The sequence below is a fragment of the Eubacterium barkeri genome (assembly GCF_900107125.1).
In the GTDB taxonomy this organism is placed as follows: Bacteria; Bacillota; Clostridia; order Eubacteriales; family Eubacteriaceae; genus Eubacterium_O; species Eubacterium_O barkeri.
The window spans coordinates 1-13545 of the sequence record NZ_FNOU01000036.1; the positions used below are offsets into that span (position 1 = coordinate 1).

The window sequence follows — 13545 nt, forward strand, 5'->3', positions numbered from 1 at the left end:
TCCCCACATCCACAAACTCCCATCAGTTTTTATGGCGGCGGAGTGTGAATAGCCCAAGCTGACACTTACCACATTCTCCATAATCTTTATGGGAACAACTCGATTTGTTGTGGTGCCATCCCCTAACTGACCATTACTGTTATATCCCCACATCCACAAACTACCATCGGTTTTTATGGCGGCGGAGTGCCCCCAGCCCAAGCTGACCCTCGCTACATTCTCCATAATCTTTATGGGAACAAGTCGATTCGTTGTGGTACCATCCCCTAACTGACCTTCGCGGTTCCATCCCCACATCCACAAACTGCCATCTTCTTTAATCATTGCAGAATGATAACTACCTAGTTCCACCTGCGCCACCTTATTTGCAGTTTGCCCCTCAACGGACATCCCCAGCATCACCATCAAGCAAACCACCACACAACACATCACCCGTTTCATCCCAAACACCCATCCTTTCCTTAACTTCTCCTTAAAAATTATGTATGGCAAATAAAACCCCAACTTTTTTTAAAAGCTGAAATTTTCATAAAAATCATTGAATTCTCTGTAAAAAATGGTGGAAAAGAGCGGTCAGCCGGGTCAATGTCAATCGTTACGCTGGTTTTTTGACCGCTCCCGGTTCAGAAAAATCAATAGAAAAAGCCGTGCAGGAATCTTTCCACTCCTACACGGCTATTAAAAACGGTGTAAATCATGTATCACAAAAAAGCTTATTCTTCTCCTGGGGCATTCCCTTGTTTTTAGGGCCCAGATGTTTTATAATAAGCAATGCGGTACGTGGCCGGATGGCCCGTTGTGTGGGTGGTGAAGCACCTGCGCAGGCTGTGTCGGTGTTGCACCACCGGCATAGCTGCCGCACTTTTTTTATTTTATTTTCTCGCGGGCTATCCAAATCCAGGATTTGGTGCATCGCATCCATGCATCACTTGTCCAAGAGCCAACGGCGATGGGGTACAAGTTCCTGCTATGCCCATTATAAAGGTTTCTTCTTCTCATTGCAATGCTTTTTTCCGAATCTATCCTCCCTACCCCACCCGTTCCATAAGCTTCGGCCCAACAAGCAGGGCGATGGCCGCTTTCACCACATCAAAGACAATATAAGGAATCACCCCGGCCATAAGGGCTGGCCACAGGGCCAGATGGGCCTGGACCATGAGCCAGGCGGTGCCCAGGATGTAGACTAGCACATTGCCAATGACCATACCCAGGGCCTGGTAGGCCCGGTTTTCCGGCCATTTTTCCACAAAGCAGCCCACCACCCAGGCCAGTACCACAAAGCCTAAGAGATAGCCGCCAGTGGGACCGACGATTTTACCCAGTCCCCCGGCAAAGCCGGAAAAAACCGGTACGCCCATGGCACCGATGAGCAGATACAGGCCAAAGCTCAGGGTCCCCTTCTTTTTACCCAGGGTATAAACCCCAGCGTAGACCCCTAACTGGGTCAGGGAAATGGGTACAGGGCTAATGGGGATGGGCAGGGATAAGGGCCCGATAATGCACAGCAAGGCGGTCACCAGGGCAATGCGGCTTAAGGTTTTCGTTTGAATTTTCTCCATAAAAGGACCTTCTTTCTCATGGCGTCTTTTTTACGTATACCAATGATATTATATAGTATACATACACTTCCTAAGAAAGACAATCCTTTATTTCATCCGTTTTGTAAAATACGGTATGCCTGTCAACCAAAAGAAAAGCCCTCCAAATCTGTGATCTGGGGGACTTTTCTTTTTCACATAAAAATTGAGTGACTCTAGATTTCGCCGAACCCGCCGTCAATGAGGGCGATTAAGGCATCCACAGCAGCCTGTTCATCTTCTCCGTCCGCACGGACGGCGATTTTGGTATCCTTGGATAAGGCCATTGCCATAACCGCAATAATGGATTTGGCGTTGCCTTCCTTACCACTGTCCAGGTTGGCGATGGTGATATCCGACTGGAAGCCGGTGGCCTGCTTGGTGAATTCTGATGCAGGCCGGGCGTGAAGCCCGGTCTTGTTGACAATAATGGTTTCTTTTGAGTACATAATCATTGACCTCTCTACGCGTTATAAATGATTTCGATGGATAGACCGACGGATAAATCCGGCAGCCCATCTCCGGAAAGCTCAATATGACCTGGCAACTGGGCGGTATCGGCACCATTAAACATTAAGGTGCAATGTCCCATGGTTTTAAGGGTTTCGTTGGCTTCATTTCCTATCGCTGTCACTTTATACCTTTTCTCACAAACAACAAGCTCATCCCCTATGGTGATATCCCGCTCCCATTCCTCGATGGAATGAAGAACGGCCATGTCCCTTAGGGCATCCGGCGCATTGTTATCGAAGAGGATGATCATGTTTTCGCCGATGAAATCTTGTACCATCGGACCAATTTCCGTTATCGTTGCTTTATATCCCATTTGAACTCTCCTATCATTCTATGTCAATTATAGCATAGTTGCAACACAAAATGCCAATATGACCATTATTGGGCCAGTAATGATCCGGGACAGCAGAACAGAAGGAACGCCGATATCCACGGTATCGTTGGCCGCATCCCCCATGGAAAGACCCACGGGAATAAAATCACATCCAACCTGAACATCCACTGCGAAGAAAGCAGGCAGTGCCAGGATTACCGGGAAGGTCCCGGTCATAATACCATATCCAATAATGACGGACAGCAGCTGTCCGATAAGGGCGCCGGATCCCACCAGTGGTGATAAAATGGGCAGCCCACAGATAATGGCCAGTACCAATAATCCAGGTAATGTCCCTAAGTAAGGGTAAACATAGGTGCCCATCAGGCCACCCAGCCCGGTAAAGTTAATGAGTCCTAATACCAGTGAGTAGAAGGCCATAAAGGGAATGATGTCCTTGATGGAGATATCCACGGCTTCCTTAGCGCCCTGGACACAGGTTGTGGCAAAGCCCGCCAAGGCCTTACCGCCCCGGGCCACCCAGTTTTCCTTGGGGGCATCGGCTGCTGGTGCTGCTGCTTCTGGTTTTTCTTCTTCCACAACGGCTTCCGTTTCCACGACTGGCGCTTCGGAACCATCCGCCATGGTAATCCCATCGGGGGTCACCCCTGAGACATAAATATCTTCTTTGATGAACTGAGCTAACGGGCCAGACTGACCAACCGGGGTCAGGTTAACGGTCATGACACCTTTTTTAGGATAGACGCCACAACGCAGGGTCCCGCCACAGTTGATAACCACGCAGGCCATTTCTTCGTCAGCGACGCCGTTGGAGAAACCATCGACGGCTTCTGCACCGGTAAGTTCTGCAATTTTACGGGCTACCGGAGCAATCCCGCCACCAGTAATGGAGACCACTTTATTCTTGGTTTCGGTGGGTTCGATTACCAAAGGTCCGCCCCAACCGCCATTGCCTTTTTCGATTTTAACTGCTTTGTACATGTCTATGCCTCCGCTTTCTCGGTGCCCTGGGCATGGCCGTATTTTTTCTTATATTTGGCATTGTAAATCACCTGGGTGACGACACTGCGCAGCAGACACATGACAATCCCCAACAAGAAGTACTGGACAGCTAGTCCGCCGAGGACTTCAATGCCGCCGATGCCCATCGTGGTGGTGTAATAGAACACCCCACTGGCGATGCCTAACCAAACGAAAACTTCACCGGGATTGGCATGGGGGAACAGGCCGGTTACCGGATGACAGAAGGAAATCCCGGCATCAAAGAATGCCACCCGCTGGTTCTGGGGAAGAAACCGGGCATAGGGGTAAGTCATTGGATTTCCGGAAAACATCATACACACCACTGGCATGAGAATCCAGCGGGTGATGGCATTTTTACCCAAAAGGTTACAAAACCGCTCGATCCGATCCAGACCGATGAGTTTGAATAAAATATGCATAAATGCGATCATAATAATAATCCAGGGCAACAGGTTCAGCACGTACAAACTAATAAAATAAGTCGCGCCGTCTTGGAAAAGCCCGTAAAAGGCCTGTCCAAAAGTGTTTAATGCTTCCATATACGCTCTCCTTTAAATATGTTCTGGGTCCAGCTTATTCCGCCTTTTCCCGATTTCTGATCTCACGCTTCCGAGCTTCGATACGTGCACGGCCTTCCTCGTCCATGGTTTTCCGCTCCCCCGCAGCGGATGAATGTGACGATTCTTTAGCCAGACGCATATCGATGGCCTCGACAGCCTGTATGAGTGCACCCTTTTTACGGTGCTTATCAGCTAACTTTGGACTGTAGGGTTCTTTCTCCCGCAGTCGCTTATTCACAGCACGATCCTCTTCGATCCCCTGTCTACGCACGTCATCCAGGGTCATGCCATCATAATCCGTGACGGTTTTAAAGGTATTCCAAAAAGCGATCCCCTTTAGGCGCCGGCACTCCACTACCCGGTCCGTTGCCGGGCTCCAAGCCAAAATAACGATGGCGCCGCCGCCGGGTTTAAAGCCCCCCTTGCGGACACCCACGCCGATGATTCGGCCAGTTTTCTGCATGGCCTTACCGTTTTTCTGGAAGGCCTTGTATTGCAAATAGGTCATGATATTCTGGAAGACCATCATCGCCAAGGCGAAGACGGCCAGGTAAATCAAACCTTTGTTCATTATTGCTCCTTTAGGCCGGTCAAGATGACCGTTTTAAGAGTTGTCTTCTGATTGAAAACAAACCCAGGTCAGGGCGATGATAAAAATACGAGAACACCGGCGCCCCTGTGGGCTGGTGGTTCCGATTACTGATCATTAAGAAAGTAAACCCGTCATAAACCCAATCAAAACCGAAGGTTTTGCGCATTGACTAATGAGGACTTCCCCTTTGTTCGTCAGCGCCTGGGGTCCGGGGTGAATCTTTTTTATCCTCGTCCTGACCACGCTACGCCACTTTATATCCCTCACTTTGCAACTTAACTACAGATATAGCGCCATTTCCTTGAGGGATTCGTAAATACAGGTGGGTTCCACATCGGACTCAGCCACGGTCTGCATATCGGCTTCTCCGGTGAGGACCAAAAATCCTTTGGCCCCATTATTGACCCCGGTGGCCACATCCGTATAAATCCGGTCTCCCACGAAAGCCATGGATTCCCGGCGGTGCCCTGTAATCTCCACCACCATGTCCACCGTTTCCTTCCAGGGCTTACCCAGGAATCGGGGTGCCACTCCCGTGGATTCCTCGATGAGCCGGCACATGGCGCCGCAGTCTGGCATGAAGCCATCAGCCGTGGGACAATTGGTGTCCATATGGGTGGCAATAAAGGGAACACCCTCTCTAACATAGCGGCATATTTTGTCCAGCTTGTCGTAGGTCAGGGTAGTATCAAAGCTCTGGACCGCCACATCAGGGTCTTCCGCCACCAGATTCAGGCCTTTAGCCCGCCAATTTTCCTCTAATAACGGAGTCCCATTGAGATAAATCCGTGCATCCGGGTAAAATTCTTTCAGATATTCGGCACAGACATCCCCGGCGGTCACCACCTTACTTTCATCAACCTCAAGCCCCAGACGTGCCAGCTTTTCCACATAAACTGAAGGCACCTTGGACGCATTGTTGGTGAAGAAGATGTAGTCCCGGCCGGTTTCCACTACCTTGTGGATAAAATCCAGGGAACCGTCGATGAGGGTATCACTTAAATAAACGGTGCCGTCCATATCCAGAACGAAGAGCTCCACATCCTGGAGCGCCGTGTTTTTCTCTAGCATCATAAAATATTTTTTCCCTTCTTAGGCTTCACCGTAAATGCGGTTGGTAATTTTTTGTGCGATTTCTTCCAGGCGGCCCTTTTCCTTGGCGAACTGCATAATGGAGTACCGCGGACGAACCTTATAGCCCCCCATAAGGCTGTTGTAGAACAGTTCCCTGCCGATGCCCACATCTACTGGTGATACCGGGCAGCCTGCGCTGCGCAGTAAATCTTCGATTTCTGTCCGGGGCGGGCACATTTCGCCGGTTCCCTCGGGCAGGAGATCTGCCAGCTCTTCAAAGAATTCTGCAATGATGGGGGTCGCAATACCCACCTGGGTCCCGTGATGGATGGGGGTCAGCCCCCGGGCAATATAGTCCATTTCCCAAAAGTGGGAGAGCATGTGCTCGGCACCGGATGCCGGACGGGAGATGTTCACCAGACCCATGGCCACCCCGGTGAGGGTGAGGGCTTCAATGAGGTAAAGAATGGCATCCTCGTTCCGTTCCTTTAATGCTGTCGCTTTACTAAAACATTTATCCAGGGCACGGCGTACCAACTCCACGCAGGTATCGCAGCGATATTCGTCATTGATTTTCACAGACAGATCCCAGTCGGCTAAGGCGGTGATTTTACCCACCACATCGCCAAAGCCGGCCTGGATCAGATCCATAGGGGCATCTTTCATGATGTCCGTATCCCCCACCACACCATAGGCCAGGGTGGCCAGGGGTGAGAGCTTAACCCCTGCTTTGATGATGGGCGCACCATCTGCCACATACCCGTCCATGGAAGGCGCAGTACAGCAGATGATGTAGGGTACATGGGTACGGGATGAGACAAACTTGGTTGAATCGTTAAGCACACCACTGCCCACGGCGATCATCACATCGCAGTCCAGATCCTGTTCCATTAAAATACGGCCCAGGGTCTTTTCATCGGGGATCAGGACATCGTCTCCGGTATCAAAGAGCAGTTCCTTGATATTTTTAAAACCAGCTTCCTGGAGTAAGGTCAATGCCTGTTTTCCAGCCGCTTGGTAGGTATGGTTATCATAAATCAGAAGGACCTTCCCATCCTTAAAGGGTTCTGCCACCCGGGGCAGCTCTGTAATGGCGCCCTTTCCGATGGCGATATCATGGATGGAAAAATTATGATGCCTTCCACAGGAGCAGTCAAATTCTGTTTGGGCCATATCATTCAAGGCTAAATTCAAGATCTCATTCATTCTGTTCACGCTTCTTTCTTAATTATTTTCTGCGAGCTTTGCGGCACATTCTGCGTCTGTAACCAGTGTATTAATATAGCGCCCATTGATGGCACCTTTAATAGCGGAAACCTTATCCACCCCACAGGCTACCCCAATGGAATGGGGAACCTTCCGGAGTTTTTTTATTTCAATCCCAACCACATTATTATCAGGCTTAAAGGGAGCGGTGTTCCCTGAGGCATCATAAAACTGCATACAGATATCTCCGGCCACATGGCGCGCCTTCATCCGTTCCATTTCCTCCCGATCATAGTAGCCCGTTGCCATAATGGCAGAGGTTTGGTTGGGATACCCAATCCCCACTAAGGCGACATCCAGGGCATCGCACATCTTAACCACCTTGGCGATGCTCCCCTCCTTCATCAGCTCGTCCCGAATCATCCGATTGGATACCCGGGCCGGAGCATGCATGGGAATGAACTCCCCATTATAGGTATGGGCCATGGCCTCCACCAGGGAATTGGAGTGAAGCTCCATCTTGAGATGCCCCATTCCCCCGATTAGGGGAACGAAGCATACATTCTTAGCCCCGGTATTTTCCACATGATCCACCACCCGGTTCAGGGTGTTGCCCATGGAAATCCCCACCACGTTGTTGTCTTTAATAATACGTTCCAGATAGCCGGCAGCAACACGGCCAACTTCCTCCCGCTGGTCTAAGGGATCTTTTTTAGCATCGACAATGATGACTTCCCTAAGGCCGTAGATATTCTCAATGGTGCGTTCCAAATCCACATAATCGGTTCCTTCAAGATTTTTAATGATAATTTTTACAATGCCCCGATCCTTCCCATTACTGATGATCCGGGAGACCGTCGGCCGGGACAAGCCTAGCTGTTGGGAAATGGCCTTCTGATTCATATCCTGGTTATAGTACATATCACAGATTTTCACCATTAACCGTTCGTCATCCACGACTTTTTTCATATGTGCCTCCCATTTCATTCACTTCTTTTCAGGTTAGAAATCTATTTCTTATACATTTAATTATAGAATGTCCCCCAAAAAAGTCAACTCATTCTTTGTCGTTCTTTTACATAATTCAATACTTTTTGTCAAAATTTCCCTAAATACCCCTATATTTCATAAAAAAACAGCACTATTTTTATTTAATTAAAAATAGTGCTGTTCTATTTGATTTATTTTCAATCCCTTGAATGTAAATTTACGACAATGCGGCAAATCCCTTTTCCAAGTCCGCCATAATATCATCCACATTTTCCAGTCCAACGGATAGGCGAATCATACCGCCATCAATCCCCGCAGCTGCCAGCTGCTCATCATTGAGCTGCCGATGGGTTGCGGATGCCGGATGGAGGATACAGGTTCTTATATCCGCCACATGGACCTCATTGGAGGCCAGGGATAAACTATCCATAAAACGTACAGCGGTATCCCGTCCCCCCTTGATGGTGAAGGAGATGACTCCAGAGGTTCCCAGGGGCAGATATTTTTGGGCCAAATCGTAATAGGCATCCCCGGAAAGCCCGGGATAAGCCACACTTTCTACCCAATGGGAAGCCGAAAGGAACGCCGCCACCCTAAGGGCATTTTCACAGTATTGCTTCATCCGTACCGCCAGGGTTTCCAGCCCCAGATTGAGGAGGAAGGAGGAATGGGCCGCTGGATAACAGCCAAAGTCCCGCATCAGCTGCATCCGTGCCTTTATGATATAGGGACACTGGGGATAATCCCGGGTATAAACGATGCCGTGGTAACTTTCATCCGGCTCGGTAAAATCCGGAAATTTCCCATTCGTATAATCGAAGGAACCGCCATCGACGATAATTCCCCCAACCTGTACCGCATGGCCATCCATATACTTACTGGTGGAATGGATGACGATATCCGCTCCCCACTCAAAGGGCCGGCAGAGGACCGGGGTTGCAAAGGTATTGTCAATAATGAGCGGAACGCCATTTTTATGGGCAATCCTGGCGAATTTTTCAATATCCAGCACCGTCAGGGCCGGGTTGGCAATGGTCTCCCCAAAAACCGCCTTGGTATTGGCCTTAAAGGCCTTCTGGATGATATCTTCCCCGGCATCAGCCTCCACAAAGATACACTCAATCCCCAACTTTTTAAGGGTGATGGCGAAGAGATTCAAGGTGCCTCCGTAGATGGAGGTACTGGCAATAAAGCTATCTCCGGCAGAGCACAGGTTCAAAATGGCACACAGGGTGGCGGCCTGTCCGCTGGAGGTGGCCATGGCGGCCACTCCACCCTCCAGGGCGGCAATCTTTTTCTCTACCACATCGGTGGTGGGATTGGCAAAACGGGAATAGATCAGGCCCTTGGTGGGGTCATCAAAGACCGCCGCCACATCATCCGTGGAATCATACACATAGGTGGTGCTTTGTACAATGGGCATGACCCGGGGTTCACTATTTCCCGGTGAATAGCCTTCATGAAGACATTGGGTTTCTATTTTCATTATTTTTTCTCCTCACTTAAATCAGTGGTCCCCTGATCCAGATAGAATACATCCTGACAGCGGTGTTTGGCATCGAAGAGGTTATTATACATTACCATATGATAATCCTTCAGGGCTTCCAGTTGTTTTTCTGCATCCCCCAGGGCGTAGTAATTTCCCTGGGCATCCTTCACACCCTTTTTAGAGATAACCGGAAGGGACTTCGCCGTATCCAGGGAGTAGGCATTGTAGGCTGTCTCCTTCAAACCTGCGGTCCTAAGCAACAGACTGGATAAATAATTGACACTTAAATCTCCCACCTCAGCCTCTGGAATATCGTAATTCGCCCAAATAAAGAAGGGGGTCACAAAACGTTTCTGAAGCTCTTCTTCGGTCCACTCTGACATGGGTTTTCCCATGATTTCTTCATAAAACGCCGTCTCGATGGTGGGCTGATGATCCCCAAAGAAAACAAGGACCACCGGCTCAGGTTGGTTACTAAAATAGGTCACCAGATTCTGGATCTCCGCATCCGCCTTTTTAATCAGGGAGAGATAAACCTCTGCCATGGGGTAACTGCCCGTCATATTCATCAAATGCACCGGCTCCAAATCCTCGGTCATCACTTCGTAGCCGCCATGATTTGCGATGGTAACATCAAAAATAAAGGGTGTTTCGGTTCCCCTGTTTTCATATAAGCGAATCACCTGGTCATAGGTCGCCTGATCGCTAATCAGGCTTCGGGTGAAGCTCTCATTTTCATTTAAATAAAAATCGTCCCCTGTGTAAAAATCGGTAAACCCAAAATCCGGATAAACGCTGTCCCGGTTCCAGGCGTTGGGTGCCCCTGGATGGATGGCATGGCTGGTATAGCCCTGGTCATTGAGGGTACTGACCAAAGTCGGCGTATTTTCCTTAACATACAGCTGGTAAGGCCTGGCATTATCGGGTACGAAGGCCGTCGCATTGCCGCTGAGGAAGGTATACTCACTGTCGCAGGTTCCCCCTCCCAGGACATCCACGTAAAGATTGCCCTTAAGGGTATTTTCCTGCAAGCTGTGATAAAAGGGCATATAATCCACATCGGTTTTAAAATCAGCCACGGCCTTTAAATCGCTGAAGCTTTCGTTCATAATGGCGATAACCGCAGGCTTTTTCTCAGGCGCCATCTGATTGATTCCTTCTGCTTCGGCTCTGGCATCCTGGGTGATGCCTTCCACCTTCTTCGTGTCATACCCATCGGGCCTTTTAATATTCAGCATTTTAATATTGACCCCAAAGCTATAGAGGTAATTATTGTACTGGGCATCCCAGGAGTAGTAATAAGCTTCTGTATTGCCCCCCATAAAGCAGGCGATCGCCAGGACACAGGCCGTTAAAACAGAGCCTTGGAGGATTCTTTTTCTCCGGACCCCCAGGTCGGATAAATCCCGTTTTGTCCAGAGGGCCAGCACAATCAAAGCCCCCAGCATAAGGGTGCCTGCCACAAAGTTTCCAGTTAACTCAATACGATAGCCATCGGATACATCTAAAGCGGTCCGAAGAGCCAGCAAGTCCCCAAAGAATAGGGGGTCTCCCCGGAAGGTATAGACCAGGAAATTCGCTGCCCCTAAAAGGTACCAGAGGACGCTGGCCAGGATGATGGATAACCGCAAACGCCCGGAAGCGGCAAAAATAACCGCAATGGTAAAGATGGCAATGGCAATGGACAGGGCATCCTGCCCAACCCCTGCCGTAATAATCCCATTAAAAAGGGCCTGGTCCATCATCCAGATAAAAATACCACAAAGCCAGACCACCCCGATATTCCAAAGAACCCGCATGGTCCCCCGGGTGTCTACCTCAACCAATAACCCCGCGGTAATGATGGCAATGGCAAAATAGCAAAAGGGGTGGAATACCGGATTAATACCAAAAATCGTCGTCCACTGTCCAAAAAGACTGAGAAGGGTAACCCCTGTGACAAAGGCCAAAAACACCCGGGCCCAGCTGGTGTGCAGCTCCAGGTTAAAGGGCTGGCGTGGGGCCGTCTGCCTTTGGCGGGCTGCCCAAATCGTCATGGCTGTCGGCCGTGTTTTCCAATGACGGGGCCGTGGCCGCCGTTCCCGATGCATCAACCGACCGTTGCTCCTACTTTAAAGTCAGGGTCCTCTATGGTCAATAACGTCAGCTTCTTCCCCTTTACCGCAGAAAGGATCATCCCGTTAGATTCCAGTCCCCTTAACATCACCGGTTTTAAATTCGTACAGGCAATGACTTTTTTCCCAATCAGGGCTTCCGGCTCGTAGTATTTGGCGATTCCCGAAATAATCTGGCGTTTTTCATTCCCAAAATCCAACTGGAAAACCAGCAGCTTATCCGCATCGGGGTGCTTTTCACAGGCCAGCACCTCGGCGACCCGCATTTCCACCTTGGCAAAATCATCAATGGTAATCAGGCCTGTGCCCTCGGCATTGGCATCATCGGCTTTCGGGGCAGCCGTCTTCTTTTGCTGTTGCTTCTTTTCCGGGGCTGGCTTTGCCTTCTCCACCTCAATGCGTGGGAAGAGGGGTTCGCAGCGTTCCACCGTAATCCCCAAGGGATATCCCCCAAAAGCTGTAATGCTCTCCCAGGTTAAGGCGGACTGTGGTATCTTTAATTCTTCGGCCATCCGGGCACCGGTGTCGGGCATGAAGGCAGAGATTAAAACCGTGATTACCCGAAGGGACTCGGTGAGGTTATACATCACCCCAGCCAGGCGGGCCTTGGTGGCCTCGTCCTTGCATAGCACCCAGGGCTGGGTTTCATCGATGTACTTATTGGTCCGGGAAACCAGCTTCCAGATAGCCTCCAGGGCCTTACTGAAATCCAGCTTGTCCATGAGGGCCTCGACCTCCCCAGGGGTGGCTTCTGCCAGGGCGATAAGCTCGGCATCGTATTCTCCGGATTGCCGTTCTTCCGGAAGGGTCCCTCCAAAGTATTTGACGGTCATGGCCACCGTCCGGGAGAGTAAATTCCCCAGGTCATTGGCCAAATCAGAATTGATATGGCTCACCAGGAGGTCCTCGTTATAAATCCCATCGGAACCATAGGTCATTTCCCGGAGAACGTGGTAACGCAGGGCATCCACGCCGTATTTTTTAGCCAATTCCACGGGGTCCACCACATTCCCCACGGATTTGGACATCTTCCCGCCTTTGAGGAGAATCCAGCCGTGGCCGTACACCTGGTGCGGCAGGGGCAGATCCAGGGCCATGAGGATGATGGGCCAGTAAATGGTATGGAAGCGGATAATATCCTTCCCCACCAAATGGACATCCGCTGGCCAGTACTTTTCCATGAGCTGGGGCTTATCATTTAAATAGCCCAGGGCGGAGATATAGTTGGGCAGGGCATCGATCCAGACATACACCACATGGCCCGGGTCAAAGGTTACGGGCACGCCCCAGGAGAAGGAGGTCCGGGAAACACACAGATCCTGGAGGCCAGGCTTGATGAAATTATTAATCATTTCATTCTTCCGGGATTCCGGCTGAATAAAGTCGGGATGGCTTTCAATGTACGCCAACAGCCGATCCGCATATTTACTCATTTTAAAGAAGTAGGCTTCCTCAGAAGCCTTCTGAACCGGACGGCCACAGTCCGGGCAATTGCCATCGACCAGTTGGCTCTCTGTCCAGAAGGACTCGCAGGGGGTACAATACCAGCCTTCATACTTGCCCTTATAAATATCCCCCTGATCGTACAGCTGTTTGAAAATCCTTTGGATCGTCTTTTCATGCTCGGGGTCTGTGGTGCGAATGAATTGATCGTAGTCGATGTTCATCAGTTTCCACAATTCCTTGATCCGGCCCACCACATCATCCACATAGGCCTGGGGAGTGATGCCGGCTTCTTCAGCCTTGTCCTGGATCTTTTGACCATGCTCATCCGTACCGGTGAGCATATACGCATCATAGCCCAGCTGCTTTTTAAACCGGGTGATGGTATCCGCCGCCACCGTGGTATAGGTGTGCCCAATGTGCAAATCCCCACTGGGATAATAAATCGGTGTCGTCACATAAAATGTTTTTTGTTCGTCCATAATTCCTCCTGAAAATCGATAAGTGTTTTGCATTGCTTGTTGGTTGAGGCCCTGATCAGATACGCCTCTCGCCTTACTCCCTGGTGCCGCAACAGAAGTAACTCGTTCCGCTTCGCTGCACTCGTTCACGGCTGCGCCGTGCGTCTTT

At 50.1% G+C, this 13545-nt stretch carries 13 protein-coding genes; all 13 read right to left on the reverse strand.

Going from position 1 to position 13545, the window contains the following annotated elements; genetic code table 11:
• On the reverse strand, positions 1-441 hold a 441-nt coding region (locus BLU30_RS13700), incomplete at its 3' end, for an RCC1 domain-containing protein (protein WP_422717903.1).
• Positions 442-1028: 587 nt separating this feature from the next.
• The gene (locus BLU30_RS13705; RefSeq protein ID WP_090247227.1) at positions 1029-1559 is read right to left on the reverse strand and encodes a biotin transporter BioY; all 531 of its coding nucleotides are present in this window, start codon (positions 1557-1559) and stop codon (positions 1029-1031) included.
• Positions 1560-1753: 194 nt separating this feature from the next.
• Entirely contained in the window at positions 1754-2026 is a 273-nt protein-coding gene (locus tag BLU30_RS13710) for an HPr family phosphocarrier protein (RefSeq protein ID WP_090247242.1), read from the reverse strand.
• 14 nt (positions 2027-2040) lie between these two features.
• Entirely contained in the window at positions 2041-2403 is a 363-nt protein-coding gene (locus BLU30_RS13715) for a PTS glucitol/sorbitol transporter subunit IIA (RefSeq protein ID WP_090247229.1), read from the reverse strand.
• A gap of 27 nt (positions 2404-2430) precedes the next feature.
• On the reverse strand, positions 2431-3405 hold the full coding sequence (locus BLU30_RS13720; RefSeq protein WP_090247230.1) for a PTS glucitol/sorbitol transporter subunit IIB: 975 nt from the start codon (positions 3403-3405) through the stop codon (positions 2431-2433).
• A 2-nt stretch (positions 3406-3407) separates the two neighbouring features.
• Positions 3408-3986 carry a PTS glucitol/sorbitol transporter subunit IIC gene (srlA, locus tag BLU30_RS13725; protein WP_090247231.1) on the reverse strand — a complete coding sequence of 193 codons (579 nt, stop codon included), beginning with the start codon at positions 3984-3986 and terminating at the stop codon, positions 3408-3410.
• Between the two features lie 34 nt (positions 3987-4020).
• Entirely contained in the window at positions 4021-4578 is a 558-nt protein-coding gene (locus BLU30_RS13730; RefSeq protein ID WP_090247233.1) for a transcriptional regulator GutM, read from the reverse strand.
• A gap of 300 nt (positions 4579-4878) precedes the next feature.
• Positions 4879-5673, reverse strand: coding sequence for an HAD-IIA family hydrolase (locus tag BLU30_RS13735; protein WP_340148152.1), 795 nt, complete (start codon positions 5671-5673; stop codon positions 4879-4881).
• An 18-nt stretch (positions 5674-5691) separates the two neighbouring features.
• Positions 5692-6879 (reverse strand): sn-glycerol-1-phosphate dehydrogenase, encoded by a 1188-nt coding sequence (locus BLU30_RS13740; protein ID WP_090247234.1) that lies wholly within the window; start codon positions 6877-6879, stop codon positions 5692-5694.
• An 18-nt stretch (positions 6880-6897) separates the two neighbouring features.
• Positions 6898-7848: a sugar-binding transcriptional regulator gene (locus tag BLU30_RS13745; RefSeq protein WP_090247235.1), complete on the reverse strand. Its 951-nt coding sequence runs from the start codon at positions 7846-7848 to the stop codon at positions 6898-6900.
• A 238-nt stretch (positions 7849-8086) separates the two neighbouring features.
• Positions 8087-9355 carry an O-acetylhomoserine aminocarboxypropyltransferase/cysteine synthase family protein gene (locus BLU30_RS13750; protein WP_090247237.1) on the reverse strand — a complete coding sequence of 423 codons (1269 nt, stop codon included), beginning with the start codon at positions 9353-9355 and terminating at the stop codon, positions 8087-8089.
• Positions 9355-11448 (reverse strand): sulfatase-like hydrolase/transferase, encoded by a 2094-nt coding sequence (locus BLU30_RS13755; RefSeq protein WP_090247238.1) that lies wholly within the window; start codon positions 11446-11448, stop codon positions 9355-9357. The genes BLU30_RS13750 and BLU30_RS13755 overlap by 1 nt, the downstream gene beginning before the upstream one ends.
• On the reverse strand, positions 11448-13397 hold the full coding sequence (gene metG / locus BLU30_RS13760) for a methionine--tRNA ligase (protein WP_242873598.1): 1950 nt from the start codon (positions 13395-13397) through the stop codon (positions 11448-11450). The genes BLU30_RS13755 and metG overlap by 1 nt, the downstream gene beginning before the upstream one ends.
• Positions 13398-13545: the final 148 nt, after the last annotated feature.

Excerpts from the sequence above, each read along its gene's own strand:
- srlA (WP_090247231.1), bottom strand. The coding sequence starts at position 3,986 with ATGGAAGCATTAAACACTTTTGGACAGGCCTTTTACGGGCTTTTCCAA.
- BLU30_RS13720 (WP_090247230.1), bottom strand. The coding sequence starts at position 3,405 with ATGTACAAAGCAGTTAAAATCGAAAAAGGCAATGGCGGTTGGGGCGGA.
- BLU30_RS13750 (WP_090247237.1), bottom strand. The coding sequence starts at position 9,355 with ATGAAAATAGAAACCCAATGTCTTCATGAAGGCTATTCACCGGGAAAT.
- BLU30_RS13715 (WP_090247229.1), bottom strand. The coding sequence starts at position 2,403 with ATGGGATATAAAGCAACGATAACGGAAATTGGTCCGATGGTACAAGAT.
- BLU30_RS13745 (WP_090247235.1), bottom strand. The coding sequence starts at position 7,848 with ATGAAAAAAGTCGTGGATGACGAACGGTTAATGGTGAAAATCTGTGAT.
- BLU30_RS13755 (WP_090247238.1), bottom strand. The coding sequence starts at position 11,448 with ATGCATCGGGAACGGCGGCCACGGCCCCGTCATTGGAAAACACGGCCG.
- BLU30_RS13740 (WP_090247234.1), bottom strand. The coding sequence starts at position 6,879 with ATGAATGAGATCTTGAATTTAGCCTTGAATGATATGGCCCAAACAGAA.
- metG (WP_242873598.1), bottom strand. The coding sequence starts at position 13,397 with ATGGACGAACAAAAAACATTTTATGTGACGACACCGATTTATTATCCC.
- BLU30_RS13710 (WP_090247242.1), bottom strand. The coding sequence starts at position 2,026 with ATGTACTCAAAAGAAACCATTATTGTCAACAAGACCGGGCTTCACGCC.
- BLU30_RS13730 (WP_090247233.1), bottom strand. The coding sequence starts at position 4,578 with ATGAACAAAGGTTTGATTTACCTGGCCGTCTTCGCCTTGGCGATGATG.
- BLU30_RS13735 (WP_340148152.1), bottom strand. The coding sequence starts at position 5,673 with ATGATGCTAGAGAAAAACACGGCGCTCCAGGATGTGGAGCTCTTCGTT.
- BLU30_RS13705 (WP_090247227.1), bottom strand. The coding sequence starts at position 1,559 with ATGGAGAAAATTCAAACGAAAACCTTAAGCCGCATTGCCCTGGTGACC.